Here is a 22,421-nt window from a genome sequence, read left to right as displayed (position 1 = left end):
AAAATGATTTGATGTTTCTATGCGCGCTGGTTATTTTGCAGTCATTAAATCGTCTTGGCTTTTCCTCATTAATCCTAATGAAGGTGAGGGATAGATATATGCAAATAACAATTCGTGGACATCATTTGAGCATTACCCCAGCTATTGAAGATACCATTCGCTGCAAATTTGCAGAAATGACCAAGCATATTGATCAGGTGAACAGTATGCAGGTGAAATTAACCAAGGATCATCAGGTCGATAAGCATACTAAAAAAGGCAGTAGCAATCATATTGCAGAAGCAATTATCCGTTTACCGGGCATTGAATTTTTTGCTCAGGCTTCAGCAGATGATATGTATACGTCGATTAAAAAATTATCAGAAAAACTAAAAAGACAGCTTGATAAGCACCGTAAAATGCAGCAAGTTTACCAACCGATCGCCATTTAGTTTGATTTTTATGCAAAAAGAGGTTTTTTAAAACCTCTTTTTTTATATATAAAGTGTGCGGGTTTATGATTTATTTTTCAGATTTATAGTAAAATGGCAGGTTTTTACACCGTTGGTCCTATAAGAGGTCTTTGTGATGAATAGTGAACAGCTCACTGAAATTTTAAAAGCTGCTTTTCCTGAAGCTGAAGTTGCAGTTAGTGGGCAAGGCGGAAAGTTTGACTTACGTATTGTCGATGACCAATTCGAAGGCAAACGTCCTGTTGCACGTCAGCAAGCTGTTTATGCACCATTAAATTCTTATATCGCAAGTGGCGAAGTGCATGCGGTGACTATTCGTGCAATGACTAAAGAAGAATGGCGTAAAGCAAGCTTATTCGGAGCTTAAAATTAGATGGATAAATTTTTAATTCAAGGTGGCACTAAGCTCGAAGGCGAAGTTCGTATTTCGGGTGCTAAAAATGCTGCCTTGCCGTTGCTTGCAGCAATGATTTTGCCTGAAACCCCAACCAAGCTTACCAACGTGCCGCATTTAAAAGATGTCAATACTTTGGTGCAGTTGATTGGTGGTCTAGGCATTACCATGACCTACGAAGGCGACACGGTTACTGCGGATACCTCAACACTGGACAATCAGTTTGCACCGTATGAGTTGGTGAAAACCATGCGTGCATCTATTTTAGTGCTGGGCCCATTGGTGGCGCGCTATGGTAGTGCAAAAGTGTCTTTGCCGGGGGGCTGTGCGATTGGCTCGCGCCCAGTCGATCAACACTTAAAAGCTTTAGAAGCTTTAGGTGCAGAGATTGAAGTTGAAGCGGGTTATGTACACGCTAAAGTTGACGGCCGTCTGAAAGGTGGTGAAGTCGTTTTTGATATGGTGACCGTGGGTGGTACCGAAAATATCTTAATGGCTGCGGCATTGGCAGAAGGCGTGACTACGATTCGTAATGCGGCACGTGAACCTGAAATTACGGACCTTGCGAAAATGTTGATCGCGATGGGTGCAAAAATTGAAGGTTTAGACACAGATACCTTAGTGGTAACAGGTGTTGAAAAACTACATGGCTGTGAATACGCTGTAGTTGCTGACCGTATTGAAACGGGTTCGTATTTGGCTGCTGCGGCCATTACCGGTGGTCGTGTAAAAACTACACATACTGATCCAACTTTGATGGAATCGGTCTTAGAAAAGTTTGAAGAAATGGGCGCGGAAGTGACCCGTGGCGATGATTGGATCGAACTGGATATGATGGGTAAACGCCCGAAAGCAGTGAGTTTCCAAACGCTTCCACATCCAGATTTCCCAACCGATATGCAAGCACAGATTATGGCGGTCAATGCCATTGGTCGTGGTTTTGCCACCATTTCTGAAACGATTTTTGAAAACCGTTTTATGCATGTACCTGAATTGTCACGTATGGGTGCCAATATTCAGGTCGAAGGTAATGATGCTGTCGTGACGGGTGTAGAGAAACTTTCTGCAGCACCTGTGATGGCAACAGATTTACGTGCTTCTTTCTCTCTAGTGTTAGCTGCACTTGCTGCGGATGGTGAGACGCTGATTGATCGTATCTATCATATTGACCGCGGTTACGAAGATGTCGAAGCGAAATTACAAGGTATAGGCGCCCAAATTAAGCGAGTAAGTTCATGAGCGATATGAGAAACGATGATCCAAATTTTGACGTAATGGGCAATTTTGATCATGGTTTAACATTGGCATTGAGTAAAGGTCGTATTTTAAAAGAAACCCTGCCTTTACTTGAAACGGCTGGAATTAACTTACTGGAAGATCCCGATAAATCACGTAAGTTAATTTTCCCAACCACCCATAAACAAGTCCGTATTTTAATTTTACGTGCTTCTGACGTACCCACCTATGTGGAAAATGGTGCGGCTGATATTGGTGTTGCGGGCAAAGACGTGCTTATGGAACATGGCGCGCAAAACGTTTATGAACCGCTCGATCTAAAAATCGCAGTATGTAAACTGATGACCGCGGGCAAAGTTGGCATGGAGCGTCCCAAAGGGCGTTTAAAAATTGCCACTAAATACGTAAACTTAACCCGTCAGTACTATGCAAGCTTAGGTGAGCAAGTCGATGTGATTAAGTTGTATGGTTCAATGGAACTTGCACCGTTGGTGGGTTTGGGTGATTACATTGTTGACGTGGTCGATACTGGGAATACTTTACGTGCCAATGGTTTAGAACCTTTGGAAGAAATTTGTAAAGTGTCTTCGCGTTTAATCGTGAATAAGGCAAGTTTCAAACGTAAGCAAGCCTTGTTAAACCCAATTCTTGCACAGTTAGAAACAGCAGTTGCTGAACGTGAAGCGTTAAAAAACCAATAAGTTGATCTTTTTTGTTTAAAGAAACCGCTATCGATGATGGCGGTTTTTTTGTACCTGCTCATTTTTAATTTTTCTATTGGATTGAAATACAATAGGATTGAACCTGAACCAGTTGATTTAAAGTATTAAACGTATAGACATCACAAGCAGAAATTCGGGATGTCTGCTGGGTGTTATGAAATTGCGCTGCACCTTGAACAATCACATGATGACCCGTTTGATGAATTGCTTGAATATGGAACTCATGCGCGACCGTCGTAAAATAATGCTCGATAGACTGGCAATGCTTCAGCACTTGATCAAAACCTGAAAGCTGTTGTTCGCCCACAATTTTCCATGTAATGGTTTCTGAAAAATGCTGTTGGATTCGGCTAAATTGCCCCGTTGAAAAGTAGGTGGCTATGTCCGTGAGGGTCATCTCGTTTTGCCTGTTTTTTAGTCATGTTTAATAATTCTAGTTTAAAAATCATAATCACATTCATTTCCCGATGAAGTTAAAAGTAATTTTTCATTACACTCCGTGTTTAGCTGGAGGATTGTTGCCCACAAAATACAGGAAACAAGGTAAACTAAAGCTTCCCTTTATTTTCATTGTGGATAAATTGATGCGACGTTTATCGACTCAAGATCAGAACTTTAAACAAGTCTTTGCTGATTTGTTGGCTTTTGAAACCGTGAGTGACCCAGAACTTTTAAAAACCGTAGATCAAATCATCGCTGATGTTCGTCAGCATGGTAATGCTCATGTTCTTAAACTCACTCAACAGTTCGATCGACATCCCGCGCATCAATTCTCAGATTTAGAACTGACCCAAGAACAATTAAAAACCGCTTTTGATGGTTTGAGTACCGAAGTCCGCGAGGCGTTAGAGCTCGCTGCAAACCGTATTCGTGAGTTTCACCAAGCGCAAAAACAAGAAGGCTGGACCTATGTGGATGCCTTGGGGAACACACTTGGGCAAAAAGTAACGCCTTTAGATCGCGTTGGTATTTATGTACCTGGTGGTTTGGCATCTTATCCGTCTTCTGTGTTAATGAATGCTGTGCCTGCGCATGTGGCGGGTGTACCTGAAATTATTATGGTGGTGCCTGCACCGAATGGTGAGTTGAATCCTTTGGTATTAGCAGCCGCTTATTTGGCTGGTGTCAGCCGTGTCTTTACCATTGGTGGGGCACAAGCGGTTGCGGCTTTAGCTTATGGTACAGAAACGATTCCGGCGGTGGATAAGATTACAGGACCGGGCAACCGTTTTGTCGCGGCTGCGAAACGTGCAGTATTCGGACAAGTCGGTATCGATATGATTGCAGGGCCGTCTGAAATTTTAGTTTATGCTGAAGGCGTAAATAACGCACAATGGTTGGCAATGGATTTATTGTCCCAAGCTGAACACGATACTGTGGCACAAGCAGTGTTTATCACACCAGATGAACAGTTGTTAAATGAAGTAGAAGTGGCTATTGAAGCGCATTTGCAAGCGTTACCTAAAGCGGAGATTGCACGTACATCGATTGCCAATCGTGGCGCATTAGTGCTTGTGAAAGACCGTGCTGAAGCAGTTGAGCTGATTAATCAGGTTGCACCTGAGCATTTAGAGCTTTGCTTAGATGAAGCACAGGAAATGGCTGAAGATATTCGTCATGCAGGCGCAATCTTCATGGGGCGTTATACCCCAGAAGCGATTGGTGACTATTGTGCAGGGCCCAACCACGTTTTGCCAACTTCAGGTACCGCACGCTTTTCCTCGCCGCTGGGTGTATATGATTTCCAAAAACGTTCAAGTTTGATTATGTGCTCTGAGCAAGGTGTGAAAACTTTGGCGAAAACCGCGGATATCTTAGCGCAACAAGAAAACTTAGATGCGCATGCGCGTTCGGCACGTTATCGTTATCAATAATATAAATTTAGATCCCTCATTTGTTCAGTAATGAATGTTCCTCTCCCTCTGGGAGAGGTTAGGAGAGGGGAAAATATTTAATTCAGTTTGGGACATCATAAACCTCTCCCAAACCCTCTCCTAGAAGGAGAGGGCTTACATAAAAGTAAGTTGAGTGCATAAATGAGATAGACAATGTCTAACATTACTACAGAACAAATGCGTTTTTGGAGTCCTGAAGTACGTGAATTAGAACCGTATGTACCAGGCGAACAACCGAAAATTCAAAATTTATTGAAGCTCAATACCAATGAAAATCCATATCCACCCTCACCAAAAGTGGTGGAGGCTGTTCAAGCAGTCTTGGTAAACTCAGCAGATGTATTGCGTTTATATCCAGATCCAGATGCTTCTGCATTAAAGCAGGCGATTGCGAAACAACAAAATGTTGTGGTTGAAAATGTCTTTGTTGGCAATGGTTCAGATGAAGTCTTAGCACATATTTTTAAAGCATTTTTTGTGCAAGAGCTGCCTGTACTTTACCCCGATATTACCTATAGCTTCTATCCTGTTTATAGCCAATTCTTTGGGGTCAAAACCAAAATTTTGCCACTCAATGATGACTTTGAAATTGTGGTGGATGACTATAAACAAGCCAATGGCGGCATTATTATCACCAATCCAAATGCACCAACCAGTATTGATATTGGTTTAGCTGCAATTGAGGAAGTACTTCAAGCCAATCCAAATTCAGTGGTGGTCATTGATGAAGCTTATGTAGACTTTGGTGCTGAATCGGCAGTCAGTTTGGTGGAAAAATATGAGAACTTGGTGGTGTGCCAAACCACGTCTAAGTCTCGCTCACTGGCGGGTTTACGGGTTGGTTTTGCGATTGCTCAACCGCATTTGATTGCGGCACTTGAAACGGTGAAGAATAGTTTTAACTCTTATCCGATGGATCGTTTTGCGATAGCCGCTGCAGTCGCTTCATTTGAAGATCAAGCTTATTTCGAAGCACAAAATCAAAAAGTGATTCAAAGCCGTGAACATTTGGTTGAACAATTGACTGCACTGGGCTTTAACGTTTTACCATCAAGTGCCAACTTTATCTTTGCATCATTGCCTAGCAAAGATGCTGGTGAATTAGCGGCTGAATTACGTGAACAAGGTATTATTGTGCGTTATTTCAATAAACCGCGTATTAACCAGTTTTTACGTATCACGGTTGGAACTGATGAACAAAATCAACGTTTAGTCGATACATTGAAAAATGATATTTTAAAATAAACTTTCAACAGTTGTGATCTTTGAAAAGTGAACGTTCATTAATATGAAGGTTCACTTTTTTATTTTGGAGGCTATTCAGTGTCCGTTTGTACAAAGGTATTGAGTAAATTAAGCAGTGCTGAGACCTTGTCAAAACATTCTTGGTATTCAGCCTCACACTCTGATGCAATGGTAATTCCACCGCCAGCCCAAAGCGAAACCTCATCTTGGAATTTTTGAATAGAACGAATCAGAATGTTCCAAGAACCCGTACCATCAAAATTAAAATAACCCATTGAGCCACAGTACGCTCCGCGTGGGGCACCTTCGAGTTCTTCAATAATCTGCATCGCTCGAATTTTAGGCGCGCCTGTAATAGACCCGCCAGGTAGTGCCGAGAGTAGTACATGAAAGGGATGAATTTCTGCTTTCAGTGTGGCTTCGACTTCGCTGACCATATGATGGACTTGATTAAAGCTTTCGATATTAAACAGTTTAGGTGTTTTGACTGAGCCCGTTTCTGCATAGACACTCAAGTCATTACGCAGTAGATCGACAATCATCACATTTTCAGCTTGGTCTTTTTCCGAAGCCATTAAGCGTTGTTTCGATTGTTCATCTAAGACTGGATCTGCATAGCGCGGCATGGTGCCTTTAATCGGCTTAGTAATGATTTTTCGATGAGCTTGAAAATCAATAAACAACTCGGGTGAGCAACTTAAGAGTTCAAAATCATCGCTACGGAGATAGCCTGAGTAAGGTGCATCGGTCAATTGCCAAAATGCTTCGACTGCACTTAGGAGTTGGCCGTGTGCCTTGGTAGTGAACTCTTGTGTCAGATTGATTTGATAGCAATCCCCAGCTTTGATGTATTCCTGTACTTGCTGAAAGGCTTGTTTGTATTGGGTTTCAGTCCAGCGTGCTTGGCAGATCGATGTGAGTTGGAGTGGATGGGTTAAGGCAGATGGCTGTAATAAATACGATTCAATTTTGCGATAAATGCGTTCGGCTTGTGAATCACTACTGCAAAATAGCCAGCCTGCATCAGTCCATTGTAGATAACTGCTGTATAAACCTAAAAATAGGCTTGGCTGTGACTTAATTTGAACCGGAACGTGTTGCTGGGCGGCATAATCATAACTGACGAATCCAATGAGTCCGCCACTAAAAGATGCTTCTTTTTGTTCTGAGCTTGGCTGAATATTACTGGAAATGTCTATTTCTTCGTCATCACGGATATAACAAAAATCCTGTGTGCGTTGAAAGAAAAAGTGCTGGTTTTTTTGAAAAACTTGGTAACGTTCAGGTAAAAAAGCAATGACGGGTGCATCGACATTTTGTAAATAGACTAACTGTGTGAGCTCATTCAACGCCTGTAGTATATGAGATACAGAGAGGGTTGAATTACAAATTATCTTTTTAAATGATTGGCTTAGAGTCATGCTAACGCAAATAGGATCAAAAAATTCAGGCTATTTTACCGCATTGTACGTGTACGCATAGAGGAAATACCGTTTATCGGTAAGCTATGGATTGCGACCAACAGCAGTTGATCAAAAAATCACTCAGATATAACGTAGTTCAGGCAATAAAGTCACTCAAGGATAGGTGTTAATACTGCGACAAAATAAAAAAACAGTAACTAACACCGAGTGATCGATATCACAAAAATAAAGCTCTTAGGAGAGGAACACGATGAAAATTATTACTAAACTTGCTTTAGTTTCTTCAATGGCAATCAGTGCAAATGCAATGGCAATGCAAGCAATGGATGACGCTTCGCTCAGTGCCGCTACAGGTCAAGATGGTTTAAATATCGGCATTGGTATTTCTAAGGTCGAAATCGGTAAAGTCTTTATTCACGATAATGATGGTTTAGCTACTGCAAATGGTGGTACTGCTAAGGCTGGTGCTATTGTGATTCAAGGTAATGGGAAAGATAATGCTGATGGTACAGCGCATGTAAATAAAGTTAACGGTATTGTCATTGGTGCAAACTATGATAAAGCTGGGGCATATTTACTTCCTTCTCGTAACTTAGCTGACTTGCAAATTGACACAGATGCAAACAGTGGTAATGCATTTATTAATGTTGCAGCTCAAGTTTCAGGCCTAGATATTAATATTGGTCAAATTGGTGTCGTGGCTTCAGCTGATATGCCTGCAACTGGTGCAACCTCTATCCGTCGTGGTGGTACAGGTACGGTGAATCCGATTTTAAGTGGTTTATCACTGAAAACAGGTCCAATGTCTGCAAACATCCAACTAGGTGCTGCACCGCAAGGCGCAATGGTCCAATTAAGTGCGACTATGGTTGGTGGTTTAGAAATTAAAGATCTCGGTATCTTAGATAACTCAACTAAAACAGCAACACGTGCAGCAGGCGAAATCTTTGTTGAAAGCATTAAAGTTGCAGATGCAAATTCTCTAGATTTAACACTGAATCAAAAAATTAGTGTGATTGGTGAAGAGGGTGCGAATAAGGGCTATATTCGTATGATTAGCACAAGTGGCGCGCACGATACTTATGTTAAAGGTGTACATTTGGGTAGCCGTAATGCTGCATCCATTGGTGATGTAGAGGTTCAAGGTATGCAAACTTACTTTAGCCCAGCTGCTGGTGTATACATGCCAGGTGCTGTGATTACCATTTCTGGTCACTAAAATTAGAGTTTAAGAAAGCGCGTGAATTCACGCGCTTTTTTTCTAAAATATATTCATAAAAAATGCAAAAAAGACTATTTTTTTTAGATAAAACACAGTATCTTCTTGAATGTATGGATATAGAGTATTAACTCTAAAAACAAAAAATGGGCGGGATGCCTATATTATTAAAAAAAGTAAAAAGCTATGTTAGAGATCGCATTGGGCTCAGCAATGATGTATTACTTTGCCACCGAAGCCTTTGATATTAAGAAAAAACCAGCGGAAGCGGTTTACTATACTGAAGTTTTAGACTCTCGAAATGCATCTTTTACCAGAATGCATCATGAACCTGTCCTAATTAACCCTGCTGTAGAAGACCAATTTCGAGGCATTGTCCGTCAAGCTTATGACTATAGTTGTGGTTCAGCAGCACTGACCACCTTAATCAATGGCTATGTCGGTGCTCAACTTACAGAACAACAAACCATGGATGGCTTGCTTCGCTATGGCGAATATGAGCGAATTATTGAGCGTCGTAGTTTTTCTTTATTGGACATGAAACGCTTTGTGACTGCACTTGGTTTAGAAAGTGGAGGCTACAAGGGCGAATTTGAAGATTTGGTTAAGCAAGGTCAACCTGCCATTGTTCCAATCTCCTATGCTGGTTTTAAACATTTTGTGGTGTATAAGGGCTATAAAGATGGACGGGTCTATGTTGCCGATCCTGCCTTAGGAAATATTAGTTTTGATGAACAACGTTTCAAGGATGTTTGGGAAAATAACACGTTGTTTTTAATTAATGTTCCGACTGAAATGCGTAAAAATATGTTGGCTTTACAGGAAGCCGATCTGCGACATGTAGATGATGCTACGGTCAATCGCTATGCACTCGTCGATATTCAATATCCGCAACACTATATGGAAAAAATAGCCGATCGTGCATCTACAATTCGCCTAGAGCGTAATAAAAATAAAGAGTCGGAATATTATGGACAGCCGACATACAATTTTCTCAGGCTTTATTATAAAAACAAATAAAGTGTGAAAAAAAAATAAAACAAGAACAATGGTGTGGGTAAGGGACAATGATGAAGACATGGATGAATAAAACACTCCTCGCAGTGAGTGTGCAGATGATTCTTGGGGTGGCCTATGCTGCGGAAGAACCGAGCTTAGGAGGTTATGAAACAGTCGATGAAACTGTGACACAACAAGCACAAGTCGGATCTGATCAACCTACTGTGTTTGCGCAACCAGAAAAGCCAGCAGCTGTAAACACTGGAAGTGTTGAGCAAGCAGCGTCTTCTGCGTTGCAGCAGCAAAAGGGTGATGCAACTAAAGAGACTAACTTAGAAGAAGTTTTTACCTCAAATGAACGTCAGTATTCATTGATTAAACAAGGTGATATTTCATCTTATTACGACATCGATTATACCTATTACCGAGATACTCAACTTGATTTAGAGATGGCACAGGGTCAGCTCTATCAACTTCGGGTACAAGAGAATGCAACACACAGTCTAACCAATACCTTTACGGCACAGTATGGTTTAAGAGATAACTTGACCTTAACAGCATCATTGCCTTTAGTTGCCAAAACAGACTTATTAAAAGACACCTCTACAGCGGGTCTTGGGGACATTTCATTTGGTGCGCGTTGGGAACCTTTTCCACTCAAAGCTGGCCGTTTGCCTTTGATTTTATTTGGTAACGTTTCCACCAAAACTGGGGATAGTCCTTATGAAATTAATGCCACTTCAGACTTAGCAACAGGCAAGGGGTATTATTCAGCAGGTGTTGGGGCAAGTACGCGTAAATATATTGATCCCGTGGTGCTGTTTGCATCGGTCTCTGCAAACTATGGTTTCAAAGAATCGGGCTTAGATCAGCGCCGCGGTAGCCGTGTGATTGAAGCGTTTGAACCAGGGATTAGTGGTGGTTTTGCCTTCGGCTTTGCCTATTCCTTTAACTATGATGTCTCGATGACGATGTCATACCAACAAAGTTTCAATACTGGGGCTGAATTTACCTATAGCTCGGGGGAAAGCTACTCTCCAGCAGATCAAACCAGTTCAACTTTTGCTATTTCTTTAGGTGTACGCGTCTCACCCGAAACAATTGTGAATGGGACGGTTGGCCTTGGTTTAACAGAAGATGCACCTGATGTGTCATTAGGGTTGTCTTTCCCGTTAGATATTCTTGGTTTTGGAAAAAAGCTTAAATAATAGGGGAGTCGTATGAAAAATATCCGACTTAGCCCTTTGGTGTCTGCCATATTATTAACGGGCTATTCTAGTGTTACATTTGCTGCTTTAGGGCAAAACTTATCAGTTGATATTCGCTCTTTGGCTATGGGCAATGCAGTCACTGCTGATCCACCAGGGATCAGTGCCATTCACTTTAACCCAGCAGCACTGACCAAAATTGAAGGTTTGCAAACGGATGTGCAAGGTATTCTCGCTGATTTTAATATCGAGCGGGAGTTTTCTGTTCCTGCAGGTTATAACGTATTTGGCTATTCAGATGACCCGATTGTTTGTAATGATGGGCCTGAAGTTAATGCCGATATCTGTACCGACTTTAAAGGGCCAGTCCGCGGTGATGTTGAATACCCGAGCTTATATGTACCTGGTTTGAAGAAAATGGTGGACTTGGGTAAAGGTATGCCTGTGGCTGCCCCGACTGCGGGTATAGCATATAATCCGCCGGGGTCTAAAATGACATTTGCAACTGCCATGTATGCGCCATTAATTGCAGGGTTCGGTGCGGAAGATGGCAATCCCGGTAACTTTATGGGACAACAAGTTGCGCTAGAACGGATCACTTATTTATCACCGTCTATGGCCTACCAAATCAATGATCAGCTTTCCATTGGTGGTTCAATTGGGATGTCTTATCAAGCTTTGGCATTAAAAAATGATTTACGTTTTCCCAATGAGTTGATTGGGATGTTGCGTATGATTGATGATGTCGTTTGTACCCCGTTCAAAGAAAACTCAGATGTGATTACCGACATTCTCTTGCTGGGCATGTGTAATGCTGAAGAGGGAATGAATCCTTTTGGGCGCTTTGGTCAACTTGAACTTTCAGCAGAACAGTCTCTAAGCCCAAGCTATAACTTGGGTGTGCTGTGGGAACCGACAGAAGATTTTAGTTTTGGTGTAGTCTACCAAAGTGCTGCCAAAATGCGGATGAAAGGTAAATATCACATAGACAATGCTAAAGCTCCACAAGAACTCATTAAGGGGTTGATGTCCTCCCCAACAGGGCAGATTCTGGCTGCTGTTTTAGGTTTTCCAAGTTCTGTGCCAGCCAGTGAGTCGGGTCTGGTATCAATGGATCTAGAATATCCAGCACATTTCCAAGCCGGGATTAAGTATAAACTTTTACCCGACTTACAAGTCAATGTCGATGTAGGTTGGACCGACTATAAAGCATGGGACAAATTTAAATTTGAATTTGACCGTCAAGTTTCGGCGCTCAAAATTGCAAAATTGCTTTCAGCCAATATTTCAGATAGTAGTTTGGCTTTGCCTTTGGCATTTGAGTCACCATGGAACTACGGTATTGGGATTGAATATTCAGCAACAGATCGTTTAAAACTCCGTGCAGGCTATGAGCCACGGACCAGTGCGATCCCTGATGATAAACGGAATACGATGGTGCCGATTAACAATGCACGCTTGTTTGGTTTGGGTGTTGGTTATCGTTTTGATGCAGATACTGATTTAGATCTATCCATTGGTTTTTTGCAAAGCCGAGATAAAATTCCTGCAAATTCTAGTAGCTTAGCGAACCAAACTGGGGTAAATAATATTTTATTAAACCCGTATGCAGGTTTAAATGTAAAAACTGATACAACCATTACGATTTTAGGGTTGAACTATAGAACACGGTGGTAAGCACATTGAATACAATAAAAAGGATTTTATTGCCCTCATCACTATGCTTATTGGGTTGGATTTCGAATGCAAGTTTTGCGGGAGAGTTTTTTACGATTATTGGTCCAGATGGTAGACCGATGGTGGTACAAGGCAAAGCCAGTGAGTCCCCAGAAAAGCAAGTGAAACAGGGCCGTAAGCAGGAAGAAAAGGAAACGCATGAAGTCTCTGAGGTCAGAGTACCAGTACTAATGCCCGCTCAGGAATTTGCACCACAGCCGATACAGCCTGTAACCGAAATGAAGGCTCGTTTACCAGATACAAAGCCTGCGCCAAAAAAGAAACTTTCTGCTGAGAAGCAAGTCACTTCTTCTACAGTGATTCAGGCTGAGCGTCCATTCAGCAAAACTGAAACCAAAGTGCTGGTTCAACAAAAAGTGATTGAAACCACTCAGCAGATCCCGCAAGCCCCAGTGAGTAGTACTCAAACCATTAAGCCTGCATCAACGCCCCAAAGCATAACGCATACGGATTCGGTAAGTGCAGAGAAATCAACTGCATCCTCAAGCATGTTTAATCAAATGGATGGAACTGATTACGTTCGCAACGAATATTTAGAAGACCGTGAATTTAACTTAGAAGGCAAACGTCGTTTTTATACCATGCCTGAAGGAGTGATTGATCATAAAACTGGAGCGACTCGTTTTCAGGTCATTGAGCGAGAAAAAGGAGTGAGTAAATCTGTCCTTAACGCTATGTTTAAACCCAAGCAAAAAGAAAACTTAGCCCCGATTGCCTTAGCATCGACCTATTACCGAATGTCACAACAAGACACGATCACTAGCTTAGGACAAACTTGTTTTAAGGATAAAAAGCTGAAAAAAGCAAAAAGCTTACAAGCCAATCACGATATTAATGTTTGGCCGAAAAAGCCGATCAAAGAAAATTTTGAATTTGAAATCATCAAAGTGGACAGCAATATTCAAAATATTCAATTAAATTCGTATGCATCTACACAAAATGATCCCACATTTTATTGGCCTTTTGCTGTGTTCTTAGACCAGAATGCTTGTGTGCTTGAAGGGGTAGGAGGGTTTAAAAATGATGAAAACTCACCCTCCATGCTATCGCATGAAATGATTGCAGGTATTTTACATGTACCTGAGCAAAGTCATTATTTATTGTTAACACCACTCTCTTCCGCTGTAGATGTCGAACATAAAGTTCTAACCAATCACGGTCAGTTAAAATTAATCGCAATTCGCTAAAAATAAATAGAGTATGAAAATGAAAAAACAAATTTTATGGCCATTTACCTTGTCGACATTGGTTGTTGCCTTAGCTGGTTGTGGTGGAGAAAGTACCAATGTGAATCCGGAGCCGAATCAAGTGAATTCTGTCAACGGAAGCTGTTTGCTGAAAGATAAAAACTGTGTTGAGTTTGCCTTGGATTATCCAGTTGATGGGATTAACTTTGTCTGTAGTAGCGACCCCGATAATACGTATATGACTCTGATGGAGCCGAAAACCAATGCGGCAACAGGCCGATGCTCTGAAGGGGACAAAATTCACTTCTTGTTGACTGGAAGTTCGGATAAACAAGTCGAACTCGGTACCGTTCCTTTGTCTGAAATTGGCAATGTGAGTACGGTTTCAGCTTCACTGCCACGCCTTAGTATTTTAGATATGGCAAAAGGGTTAAATGGTGGAACGGCTGCAACCAGTTTGAGTCCAAATGATAAGACCGTAAAAATTGCGATGGCTTTGGCGAAAATTTTTCAAGCTTTAGGTCTAGAGCGTGGTGCTGGCGTGGCTGGCGATGTACAACCTTTTGGTATTTTAGCCTCTAAAAAAGCAGACTTATCACTCCTCTTGGCATCAATTAGTGCTGAAGATTATGCATCAGGAGCATACGTAGATAAAATCCGGCCATGGATTGATGTCAGTCAAGTCAGCAATGAGGATGCTTTTAAAGTGGTCCAAACATTGGTGCTCATGAATAACTCTGCCACCTATCAAGCGGACTTCCCGATTTTTGCAAATGCTCTATCGGACAAGACAGGGATTGGTTTACCGCAAGGCTTATATGGTTGTAATGCTACAGACTGTAAGACCAGTCCTGCTAATCTTCGTCATTTAATTGGAAGCTTTATTATTCTAACGGATCGACAAGGTTATACCTTTGGTTCAGGTGTACAGTGGCGTGGACCATTAAAAGAACAATTAGGCAGTGATTTGGCAACCAGTGTGACGGTCGATTTACTGAAAAATATTGAACCTGCCAAAATGAATGCTTTAGCACAAATGTCTTGGATTAATCCCTTAACTAAAAGTATTCAGCAACCGTTTAAGTTTAATCTGACAGATCCAAATTCGGATGATTTCACCATTACCCAAGGCAAATTGTTTAATGATTATTTGATTGCAGGGACGGAAAAATTTTATAAACAATTAACCAAGGATCCGAATGCTAGCCCATCATCCTATGGTTTATGGCAGCAAAACTATGGCACAGATACCTTCAAAGGTTCATTTGATGCCTTTAAAATTTTTCCAATTGGCTATTTAGATAATGATGTATTTAAGTCGAAGAGCAATGTAGTGGCTGGACAGAAGTATATTTTTCCACTGTATGCCAACTTAATTTTTAAGGCAAAAAACTCTAGTGATAGCGTAGCCTTAGGTATTGCAATTGATGAGTCGGGAGATATTCGTACTGATATGCAGTCCGCTAGTAATAAAACGACAGCATGTACACCGCTACTAACAACGGGTGCAACCTTAACGACAGATAACAATCAAGTACAGTACCGAATTGGAACACTGGGTGCGACAGATACTTCAAATAAAGCTGTAACCTTCCGTATCCTCTTGGCAAATCCTATCTTTGATAAAATTGATGGCGCAGTTATTGGCGCAAATACCAATATTGTGAGTGATGTAAATAGTGAAGGAAAACAAACCTCTACAGTGATTGGTGGGGCACGCGTTAATTTAGGCAATTTATTGTCTGCCAATGTTAATGAAAGTGCTTATATTTCCCTCAGTGATTTTTCTGGTGCAGGGGTAAAGTGGACCAATATCTATAAGGCGTATTTGAGTAATTATTATGAAAAAAATAGCATTGCCAATCAAGCAGCCGCAGACTTTCGTGAGGGTGAGGTTTCAATTGACATTGCTGATTGCTATAAGGTGTTAGCAAAATAATATCGTTGTAAACACAAAAAGCCCATCATCGATGGGCTTTTTTGATATTAGGCAACATTAACCTGTATGGTCTAAGCGTGTACCTAGGGTTTCGAGATGAAGATTAAATTGATTACTTTTACGGTCGGCAAAATAGTGACGTAAGGTATGTTCGACACTAGGGAAAGCCAGTTCTGACCAAGGAATTTCATCTTCTTCAAATAAACGAGATTCAATGCTTTCTTCGCCAGCACCGAATTTCCCATCCACTAAGTTCGCTTTAAAGAGCACATAAATTTGACCAATGCGCGGAATATTGTACATGCAATATAGCTGTTCAATTTCAACTTCCGCTTCAGCTTCTTCACGGGTTTCTCGTGCAGCACCTTGTTCCATGGTTTCAAACAACTCCATGTAACCTGCTGGTAAGGTCCATAGCCCATAACGTGGTTCAATGGCACGGCGGCATAACAATACTTTATTTTCCCAAAGTGCGAGTGCACCACAAATCACTTTAGGGTTCACATAATGAATAGAACTACAAGAGGTGCAAACACGACGTAATTGATGGTCGCCAAGAGGGATTTGTTCTGTTGTTTTTTGTCCGCAATTGCTGCAAAAGTCCATATTCATCATCAATGATAAAGTTCAGACTCAGCATAACTTAAAAATTAAATTTTGGCATCATTTCTCTTTTTTCAGTATCAAATTCAGCTATGATGAAAAAAAGAATGATGGGGACGACGTTCAATGGATGAACATTCATTAACACGCATGCTACAGCAACAGTTACGGTTTTCAAGCAAAATTAAATCGGCAGATGCAGCTGTGTTAATCGCGATCACCAATGAAGACAATCCCAAAGTTTTACTGACCCGCCGCTCTGTTTACCTATCTAATCATGCTGGTGAAGTGTCTTTTCCTGGTGGAAAAAGAGATCCGCAAGATACCAGTAATATTGTGGTTGCCTTACGTGAAGCCTATGAAGAAACCGCATTGAATCCTTTTGACGTACAGCTGCTCGGTGATTTACCGATGCAAAAGGCCCGCAATGGGATGCTAGTCAAACCTGTGGTCGGGCTGATTCCGCCTGAGGTTGAACTGGTTGCCCAGCCGACAGAAATTGATCGTATTTTCTTTGCATCACTCAAACAGCTGATGGAAGTGCCTGCGGTGCCTTATGAAGTTCGTTTTGCCCATCAATCTCTCTATTTTCCCAGTATGCGGGTGGAAAATGAAATTGTTTGGGGGCTGACAGCACGGATGCTGGTTGCATTATTTCAATATGGTTTAGGCTACCATAAAGAGTGGCCATTTTTAGTCAATTCACCGACTTTTCGGTTCCCCAAGTAAGTTGAGTATTTTAAGGAAAAAATATGTTGTACAAATTTAAAGGTCATGCACCACAGGCAATGCATCAACCATGGAATGGCTGGGTTGCGGAAAATGCGACAGTGATCGGTCAAGTCGAATTGGGACAACAGGTCAGTATTTGGTTTGGGGCGGTCGTACGTGCAGACAATTGCAAGATTCGATTAGGTGACTTTACCAATATTCAGGAAAATGCGGTTTTACATACCGATGCTGGGATTGAAATGAATATTGGCAATTATGTCACGATTGGGCATCAAGCCATGTTGCATGGTTGCACAGTGGGCGATAATAGTTTGATTGGGATTAATGCCGTAGTTTTAAACAATGCTGTGATTGGGAAAAATTGTATTATTGGTGCGAATGCACTGATTCCGGAAGGTAAAGTCATTCCAGATAATTCTCTGGTTATGGGCTCACCTGGTAAAGTCGTCAAAACTTTGGATGAAATGGCTGAGGCTCGTTTGAAAATGAGTGCGCTGCATTATGCAGAACACTTTAAACAATTTATCGATTTAGAGCCGGCACATTTATAAGCTTATTTTTTCCCATTCAGCCTAGATTTTTCTAGGCTTTTTTAGCTCTGTTCTGAGAACATCTCGCCTAGTGCTTTTGAGTGGAGTATCATAGCCACGTTTTTATAGATTAAATCATTAAGGTTGTGCATGAAAGTGCTGGCATTGGAATCTGCAAATGAGCAGTGTTCCGTCTCTATTGTAGATGAAAATCAAGAACTTTTTTTCCAATTGGATACGCGCGCAAAAGCACAAACGCAAACGATTCTCCCAATGATTGAACAAGGGTTTTTACAGTTGGATATAAAGACAGAAGATTTGTCTTGTATCGCTTTTAGTCGTGGTCCTGGTTCTTTTAGCGGCGTTCGTATTAATGCTGCCGTGGCTCAAGCTTTGGCATGGTCGCATGATTTGCCTGTGGTTCCTGTCTCAACCTTACAAGCGCTCGCACAAGCCGCATATCGCGTGCATGGTCTAACCACAGTCACCGCAGTTTTAGATGCTCGTATGAGTGAAGTCTATATTGCGAGTTTTCAATTAGATACGGACGGCATCATGCAAGCCGTCGATGAAGAACAGCTTTTAAGCTATGCAGCAGCTACTGAATGTGCACCGTTTACTTTAGTTGGTTCAGGTGCAACCTTAATTGATCCATCACAAATACAATACAAAGATTTAAGTGCAACTGCGCAAGATATTGCCACAATTGCGCGCAAGAATGCACAGCAACAACACTGGGTGAGTGCTGAACTTGCACTTCCAGTCTATTTACGTGATAACGCTTGGAAAAAAATCCCGGAACAGGGCAAAGCATAATTAGGGTTTTTTATGGATCTTTTACTGCTGCTCAAAGCGGCAATTATGGGTATTGTTGAAGGTATTACTGAATTCTTACCCATTTCGAGTACTGGACATTTAATTTTAGCTTCAGAACTTATGAATTTCTGGACCAAAGAAAAAAGTGATGTCTTTGTGATCGCCATTCAAATGGGGGCAATTGCAGCCGTCATTTATGAATATTGGGCACGTTTGTGGGGGGCAGCAACGGGGATTTTTAGTGGTGAACCCCAAGGTCGCCGTCTCGGGATTGGGCTAATTTTAGCGTCGATTCCTATTGTGCTGATTGGTCTGACATTTGGTCAAACGGTGAAAGAGCTTTTATTTAATGATATTGCCATTGCCATTGGTTTGATTGTGGGTGGTTTGATTATTATTTGGATTGAAAAGCATCCACCACAAGAGCGCGTGCATGAAGTTGAAGACCTGAGTGTGAAAGATGCGATTTGGATTGGTCTGATTCAAGTGTTGTCTTTAATTCCAGGGACATCACGTTCGGGGGCAACCATTATTGGCGCGATGTTCTTAGGTGTATCGCGTAAAGCGGCGACTGAGTTTTCATTCTTCTTGGGTATTCCAGTAATTATTGGTGCGGGTCTGTTAGATTTGTATCAAAGTGCGCATGTGTTTGACGGACAACAAGATTGGATCGTATTGGCAACAGGCATTATTGTTTCTTTTGTTTCGGCTTTACTGTTGATTCGTGCTTTAGTCGCTTATGTGGCGAAGCGTGATTTTATGATTTTTGCATGGTACCGCATTGCTTCAGGCTTAGTGATTCTACTGTTTGCCTTTACGGGTTGGAAGCTATGGTAAGCCCAATGCGCTTATATGTGGAACAAGAGCACTTAGAAAAAGCACAGCACTATGTTGCTGTGCTTTTTTCTCGTGGTGTCGAGGTCAGTATTGAAGTTGCCGAAAAGTTAAATGCACGTTTCTTCCGATTTCATCCTGAACTGGGTTTGTGTGCCGATGCCGATGGGCTTTGGCTTTGTGCCAATGGCATGAAAATGCAGCCGGATTGGAAAGCTGAAGTTCCACGTTTAAAGCGTGCGTCGTTAAAGTCTGAAATGATTGCTCGTGCTTGCCACTTGACTGAAAAACCTAAGCTCATTGATGCGACGGCTGGGCTTGGGCATGACTCACTGCTCATGGCGTATTTGGGCGCCAATGTCACTTTGGTAGAACGCCATCCCATTTTATTCACCTTGTTAGAGTCAAGTAAGGAACAGGCTTTGCAAGATGCATTTTTAAATACCGTGGTGACTCGAATTGACTTGGTTTTTTCAGATTCCGCACAGTATTTGCAGCAACAAGCAGAGCAGTGCAATACGGTTGATGTGGTTTATCTAGATCCGATGTTTCCACAACGTGATCAAAATCAGCAAGCGGTGAAAAAACAGGCGCAAGTGAAAAAGCAAATGCAGCTTTTACATATGTTACTGCCTGAAGATGGTGAAATGGATCTGGGTGATCATCTGCTTGACTTAGCGCAAAAAGTGGCAAAACGGGTGGTGGTCAAACGTCCTCGCTTGGCCGTATTTTTGGCAAATCAAGAAACCACTCATCAGTGGCTGGGGGATGCATGCCGTTTTGATGCCTATTTTCAGCATGAACGCTTAGACTGAAGTGGAAGATTGCTTCAAAAGTATGCAAAGATTTGTTATATAGTTAAAAACATCATTGATAAAATGCTGATCAAGCATAAACTTAGTGTGTCCCTACGCAAGTCACAATTTAATTAGAATCTTATGATCGACTTCAAACCCTCCATCAACTTTTGGCATGATTTTAAAAGCAACCAAACTGCGGGGATGTGGTTGTTTCTAGGTTCACGACGCTCTTTGCAAATTGTCCATCCTTCGATTATGCAGCTCATCTTCTGGGGAATTTTAGGCGGCTCAGCCAATACTTTATTTAGTTGGTTAAGTGCAGGAGAGATCGGTGACTTTAACCCACAAGGTTTGGTCAGTTATGCACTTTGGCCTTTTATTGCCCTGATTGTCGGGATTTTTTTGTCTCAACGGGTGAATAATCCACGTTTGATGTTGGTGCCAGCACTTCTTTGGCTCGTGTTGGATACGCATATCGCGTTATTACAAAGTTTTATTCAATATTTAGGCATGATTGATGTCCTGCCGTATTTCTTCTACGACTACCTACCGAATGTGTTCATGGTACTGTTTGTTTGGCAGAGTTTGGCTGTGGTGTGGGTGTTTTCGCGTGAGCTGAAATGGCCTTGGTGGGAGCGTGCCCTGATTGTCTTGGCCACGCTGTTTACCCTTGTGGTTTGGCAAATGTCAGTCACCAGTCAGCCGATTTGGAAAGTAGAAGAAACGCCACCAACCTTTGCAGAAGATGCCTTTTATGCACAAAGTCGCTTACTGAATAAAGCACTAGAGTCTGTGCAATATGGTGAATTTGCACAGTCACATTGGTATTTCCTTGGTGTGGCGGGAGCGAGTTATCAAGATGTATTCCGTTCGGAAGTCGAGCGAATAAAAAAACAGTTCGACACGCGTTTTGGTACGTTGGGCCGTTCGATGATGTTGGTGAATAACCCTGCTACACGAACAGAAATTCCGATTGCCTCTAAACACAGTATTGAAATGGCGCTGCGTCGTATGGGACAGCAGATGAACCGTGAAAGCGATGTGTTATTTTTATATATGACTTCGCATGGTTTACCGAACCAGTTCGAAATGGAAAATGCACCTTTAGACTTAACTCAGGTCGACCCGAAATGGTTACGCGAAACATTAGATGCATCGGGCATTCGCTGGCGTGTGATTGTTATTTCATCGTGTTTCTCTGGGAGTTTTGTGCCTGCACTGCAAAATGACAATACCTTGATCATTACTGCTTCAGCGGCAGACCGCCAGTCTTTTGGGTGTACCAATGAAGCCGACTATACTTATTTTGGTCGGGCGTTTTTCGATCAAGCAATGCGTGAACAAAACAGTATAGAAACTGCTTTTAACCAAGCACAAAAAACTGTGAGCCAATGGGAAACAGCACAAGGCTTTGAACCGTCTGAACCACAGTGGTCGATGGGTAAAAATATGGAGCTGATGCTTCCTCAACTTGAACAGCGCTTGTTTCCACCTAAAGCTGTTACAAGCCCTTAATTTGGATCTAAAAAGGAACCCTGATGGAATTAGTACAATCTAACCGTAGTTTTGATGGTGAACAGCGTATTTACCGATTTAATTCCATCAGCCTTCAAGGCGAGAGCAAGTTTGGTATTTATTTACCCGCTCAAGCGTTAGCAGGGCAAGCGTGCCCAACATTATTTTATTTGGCAGGTTTAACCTGTACCGAAGAAACTTTTGCCATTAAAGCGCATGCGCAGCGTTTAGCAGCACAGCTAGGTCTGATTTTGGTAACGCCTGATACTTCACCCCGTGGTGAACAAGTTGCGCAAGGTGATCATTGGGATATTGGGCAAGGGGCAGGTTTTTATATCAATGCAACCCAAGCGCCGTGGGCTGAGCATTTCCAGATGGAAAGCTATGTTGTTGAAGAGTTGTATGATTTAGTGATTCAGCAATTTGCTGTACAAGCAGAGCGTATTGGTATTTTCGGGCACAGCATGGGCGGTCATGGTGCTTTAACCTTGGCCTTGAAATATCCTGAGAAGTTTAAGTCGGTGTCTGCATTTGCTCCGATTTGCGCACCAAGCCAATGTCCTTGGGGCGAAAAAGCGTTTTCAAACTATTTAGGTTCAGATCAAGCTGAGTGGTTGAAACACGATGCAACCGCTTTGGTGCAAACAAAAACAGCTCATTTTGCCGATATTTTAATTGATCAGGGTTTGAGTGATCAGTTTTATAGCCAGCTCAATCCTGCATTATTTCAGCAAGCCTGTCAGGCTGCGGGCCAGCCACTGACGCTGCGCGAACATGCAGGCTATGACCATGGTTATTACTTTATTCAAAGTTTTATTGATGATCACCTGCAGTTTCATGCCGTACAGCTCGAATCTTAAATCTTGATTTGTCATATTTATTCTTAATTTTTGACTAGAAATCATCCAGCACTGGCATTAACATGGTTGGGTGA

General features: G+C 41.9%; 22 protein-coding genes. 19 read left to right on the top strand and 3 right to left on the bottom strand.

The features are described 5' to 3' along the window. Positions 1-98 precede the first annotated feature (98 nt). From hpf to hisG, 4 genes are all read left to right on the top strand, one after another. Positions 99-431 carry a ribosome hibernation-promoting factor, HPF/YfiA family gene (gene hpf / locus F986_RS11005; protein ID WP_004695021.1) on the top strand — a complete coding sequence of 111 codons (333 nt, stop codon included), beginning with the start codon at positions 99-101 and terminating at the stop codon, positions 429-431. Between the two features lie 136 nt (positions 432-567). Continuing rightward, positions 568-819 (top strand): BolA family iron metabolism protein IbaG, encoded by a 252-nt coding sequence (gene ibaG / locus F986_RS11000; RefSeq protein WP_004695019.1) that lies wholly within the window; start codon positions 568-570, stop codon positions 817-819. Between the two features lie 6 nt (positions 820-825). Further along, positions 826-2,085: a UDP-N-acetylglucosamine 1-carboxyvinyltransferase gene (gene murA, locus F986_RS10995; RefSeq protein ID WP_004695018.1), complete on the top strand. Its 1,260-nt coding sequence runs from the start codon at positions 826-828 to the stop codon at positions 2,083-2,085. Then, positions 2,082-2,783: an ATP phosphoribosyltransferase gene (hisG, locus tag F986_RS10990; RefSeq protein WP_004695017.1), complete on the top strand. Its 702-nt coding sequence runs from the start codon at positions 2,082-2,084 to the stop codon at positions 2,781-2,783. The genes murA and hisG overlap by 4 nt, the downstream gene beginning before the upstream one ends. A 73-nt stretch (positions 2,784-2,856) precedes the next feature. On the opposite strand, the gene F986_RS10985 is transcribed toward hisG, so the two are convergent. Further along, positions 2,857-3,201 carry a nuclear transport factor 2 family protein gene (locus F986_RS10985; RefSeq protein WP_004695014.1) on the bottom strand — a complete coding sequence of 115 codons (345 nt, stop codon included), beginning with the start codon at positions 3,199-3,201 and terminating at the stop codon, positions 2,857-2,859. A gap of 175 nt (positions 3,202-3,376) precedes the next feature. Here F986_RS10985 and hisD point away from each other — a divergent pair, with 175 nt between their 5' ends. Both hisD and hisC read left to right on the top strand, forming a co-directional pair. After that, entirely contained in the window at positions 3,377-4,678 is a 1,302-nt protein-coding gene (gene hisD / locus F986_RS10980) for a histidinol dehydrogenase (protein ID WP_162182432.1), read from the top strand. A gap of 174 nt (positions 4,679-4,852) precedes the next feature. Continuing rightward, positions 4,853-5,944: a histidinol-phosphate transaminase gene (gene hisC / locus F986_RS10975; RefSeq protein ID WP_004695010.1), complete on the top strand. Its 1,092-nt coding sequence runs from the start codon at positions 4,853-4,855 to the stop codon at positions 5,942-5,944. Between the two features lie 71 nt (positions 5,945-6,015). Here the strand turns inward: hisC and pabB are convergent, their stop codons facing one another. Further along, positions 6,016-7,365 (bottom strand): aminodeoxychorismate synthase component I, encoded by a 1,350-nt coding sequence (pabB, locus tag F986_RS10970; protein WP_004695008.1) that lies wholly within the window; start codon positions 7,363-7,365, stop codon positions 6,016-6,018. A 253-nt stretch (positions 7,366-7,618) separates the two neighbouring features. Here pabB and filA point away from each other — a divergent pair, with 253 nt between their 5' ends. The 6 genes from filA (at position 7,619) to filF (ending at position 15,657) form a co-directional block, all read left to right on the top strand. Then, positions 7,619-8,587 (top strand): putative pilus system protein FilA, encoded by a 969-nt coding sequence (gene filA, locus F986_RS10965; RefSeq protein ID WP_004695005.1) that lies wholly within the window; start codon positions 7,619-7,621, stop codon positions 8,585-8,587. A 186-nt stretch (positions 8,588-8,773) separates the two neighbouring features. After that, a complete protein-coding gene (filB, locus tag F986_RS10960; RefSeq protein ID WP_004695004.1) occupies positions 8,774-9,607 on the top strand; it encodes a putative pilus system C39 family peptidase FilB in 834 nt (277 codons plus the stop codon). Between the two features lie 62 nt (positions 9,608-9,669). Further along, positions 9,670-10,794, top strand: a complete 1,125-nt coding sequence (filC, locus tag F986_RS10955) for a putative pilus system protein FilC (protein ID WP_017396879.1) — start codon at positions 9,670-9,672, stop codon at positions 10,792-10,794. Positions 10,795-10,806: 12 nt separating this feature from the next. After that, positions 10,807-12,471: a putative pilus system OmpP1/FadL family transporter FilD gene (gene filD / locus F986_RS10950; protein ID WP_004695001.1), complete on the top strand. Its 1,665-nt coding sequence runs from the start codon at positions 10,807-10,809 to the stop codon at positions 12,469-12,471. Positions 12,472-12,500: 29 nt separating this feature from the next. Then, on the top strand, positions 12,501-13,718 hold the full coding sequence (filE, locus tag F986_RS10945) for a putative pilus assembly protein FilE (RefSeq protein WP_004695000.1): 1,218 nt from the start codon (positions 12,501-12,503) through the stop codon (positions 13,716-13,718). A gap of 19 nt (positions 13,719-13,737) precedes the next feature. After that, entirely contained in the window at positions 13,738-15,657 is a 1,920-nt protein-coding gene (filF, locus tag F986_RS10940; RefSeq protein WP_004694998.1) for a putative pilus system protein FilF, read from the top strand. A 57-nt stretch (positions 15,658-15,714) separates the two neighbouring features. Here filF and F986_RS10935 read toward each other — a convergent pair whose 3' ends face one another. After that, positions 15,715-16,263 (bottom strand): NUDIX hydrolase, encoded by a 549-nt coding sequence (locus F986_RS10935; protein ID WP_017396881.1) that lies wholly within the window; start codon positions 16,261-16,263, stop codon positions 15,715-15,717. 123 nt (positions 16,264-16,386) lie between these two features. On the opposite strand from F986_RS10935, the gene F986_RS10930 reads away from it, so the two are divergent. The 7 genes from F986_RS10930 (at position 16,387) to fghA (ending at position 22,347) form a co-directional block, all read left to right on the top strand. Then, positions 16,387-16,989 (top strand): NUDIX hydrolase, encoded by a 603-nt coding sequence (locus F986_RS10930; RefSeq protein ID WP_004694996.1) that lies wholly within the window; start codon positions 16,387-16,389, stop codon positions 16,987-16,989. Between the two features lie 23 nt (positions 16,990-17,012). Continuing rightward, on the top strand, positions 17,013-17,543 hold the full coding sequence (locus tag F986_RS10925) for a gamma carbonic anhydrase family protein (RefSeq protein ID WP_004694995.1): 531 nt from the start codon (positions 17,013-17,015) through the stop codon (positions 17,541-17,543). 129 nt (positions 17,544-17,672) lie between these two features. Next, on the top strand, positions 17,673-18,338 hold the full coding sequence (gene tsaB, locus F986_RS10920; RefSeq protein ID WP_004694994.1) for a tRNA (adenosine(37)-N6)-threonylcarbamoyltransferase complex dimerization subunit type 1 TsaB: 666 nt from the start codon (positions 17,673-17,675) through the stop codon (positions 18,336-18,338). A gap of 12 nt (positions 18,339-18,350) precedes the next feature. Continuing rightward, entirely contained in the window at positions 18,351-19,175 is an 825-nt protein-coding gene (locus F986_RS10915) for an undecaprenyl-diphosphate phosphatase (RefSeq protein ID WP_004694991.1), read from the top strand. Continuing rightward, positions 19,169-19,987 carry a class I SAM-dependent methyltransferase gene (locus F986_RS10910; RefSeq protein WP_017396882.1) on the top strand — a complete coding sequence of 273 codons (819 nt, stop codon included), beginning with the start codon at positions 19,169-19,171 and terminating at the stop codon, positions 19,985-19,987. Before F986_RS10915 ends, F986_RS10910 begins: the two co-directional genes overlap by 7 nt. Before the next feature lie 123 nt (positions 19,988-20,110). Further along, positions 20,111-21,487, top strand: a complete 1,377-nt coding sequence (locus F986_RS10905; RefSeq protein ID WP_004694987.1) for a C13 family peptidase — start codon at positions 20,111-20,113, stop codon at positions 21,485-21,487. A gap of 23 nt (positions 21,488-21,510) precedes the next feature. Next, complete coding sequence (fghA, locus tag F986_RS10900; protein WP_004694985.1) at positions 21,511-22,347, top strand: S-formylglutathione hydrolase; 837 nt, start codon at positions 21,511-21,513, stop codon at positions 22,345-22,347. Positions 22,348-22,421: the final 74 nt, after the last annotated feature.

This window comes from Acinetobacter johnsonii CIP 64.6, from assembly GCF_000368045.1.
In the GTDB taxonomy this organism is placed as follows: domain Bacteria; phylum Pseudomonadota; class Gammaproteobacteria; order Pseudomonadales; family Moraxellaceae; genus Acinetobacter; species Acinetobacter johnsonii.
Note: the sequence above shows the minus strand (reverse complement) of the source record. Positions and strands in the feature narration are given on the sequence as shown.

What these genes read in the sequence shown, in the direction of transcription:
- hpf (WP_004695021.1), top strand. Translation starts at nt 99, where the DNA reads ATGCAAATAACAATTCGTGGACATCATTTGAGCATTACCCCAGCTATT.
- ibaG (WP_004695019.1), top strand. Translation starts at nt 568, where the DNA reads ATGAATAGTGAACAGCTCACTGAAATTTTAAAAGCTGCTTTTCCTGAA.
- murA (WP_004695018.1), top strand. Translation starts at nt 826, where the DNA reads ATGGATAAATTTTTAATTCAAGGTGGCACTAAGCTCGAAGGCGAAGTT.
- hisG (WP_004695017.1), top strand. Translation starts at nt 2,082, where the DNA reads ATGAGCGATATGAGAAACGATGATCCAAATTTTGACGTAATGGGCAAT.
- F986_RS10985 (WP_004695014.1), bottom strand. Translation starts at nt 3,201, where the DNA reads ATGACCCTCACGGACATAGCCACCTACTTTTCAACGGGGCAATTTAGC.
- hisC (WP_004695010.1), top strand. Translation starts at nt 4,853, where the DNA reads ATGTCTAACATTACTACAGAACAAATGCGTTTTTGGAGTCCTGAAGTA.
- pabB (WP_004695008.1), bottom strand. Translation starts at nt 7,365, where the DNA reads ATGACTCTAAGCCAATCATTTAAAAAGATAATTTGTAATTCAACCCTC.
- filA (WP_004695005.1), top strand. Translation starts at nt 7,619, where the DNA reads ATGAAAATTATTACTAAACTTGCTTTAGTTTCTTCAATGGCAATCAGT.
- filB (WP_004695004.1), top strand. Translation starts at nt 8,774, where the DNA reads ATGTTAGAGATCGCATTGGGCTCAGCAATGATGTATTACTTTGCCACC.
- filC (WP_017396879.1), top strand. Translation starts at nt 9,670, where the DNA reads ATGAATAAAACACTCCTCGCAGTGAGTGTGCAGATGATTCTTGGGGTG.
- filD (WP_004695001.1), top strand. Translation starts at nt 10,807, where the DNA reads ATGAAAAATATCCGACTTAGCCCTTTGGTGTCTGCCATATTATTAACG.
- filF (WP_004694998.1), top strand. Translation starts at nt 13,738, where the DNA reads ATGAAAAAACAAATTTTATGGCCATTTACCTTGTCGACATTGGTTGTT.
- F986_RS10935 (WP_017396881.1), bottom strand. Translation starts at nt 16,263, where the DNA reads ATGGACTTTTGCAGCAATTGCGGACAAAAAACAACAGAACAAATCCCT.
- F986_RS10930 (WP_004694996.1), top strand. Translation starts at nt 16,387, where the DNA reads ATGGATGAACATTCATTAACACGCATGCTACAGCAACAGTTACGGTTT.
- F986_RS10925 (WP_004694995.1), top strand. Translation starts at nt 17,013, where the DNA reads ATGTTGTACAAATTTAAAGGTCATGCACCACAGGCAATGCATCAACCA.
- tsaB (WP_004694994.1), top strand. Translation starts at nt 17,673, where the DNA reads ATGAAAGTGCTGGCATTGGAATCTGCAAATGAGCAGTGTTCCGTCTCT.
- F986_RS10915 (WP_004694991.1), top strand. Translation starts at nt 18,351, where the DNA reads ATGGATCTTTTACTGCTGCTCAAAGCGGCAATTATGGGTATTGTTGAA.
- F986_RS10910 (WP_017396882.1), top strand. Translation starts at nt 19,169, where the DNA reads ATGGTAAGCCCAATGCGCTTATATGTGGAACAAGAGCACTTAGAAAAA.
- F986_RS10905 (WP_004694987.1), top strand. Translation starts at nt 20,111, where the DNA reads ATGATCGACTTCAAACCCTCCATCAACTTTTGGCATGATTTTAAAAGC.
- fghA (WP_004694985.1), top strand. Translation starts at nt 21,511, where the DNA reads ATGGAATTAGTACAATCTAACCGTAGTTTTGATGGTGAACAGCGTATT.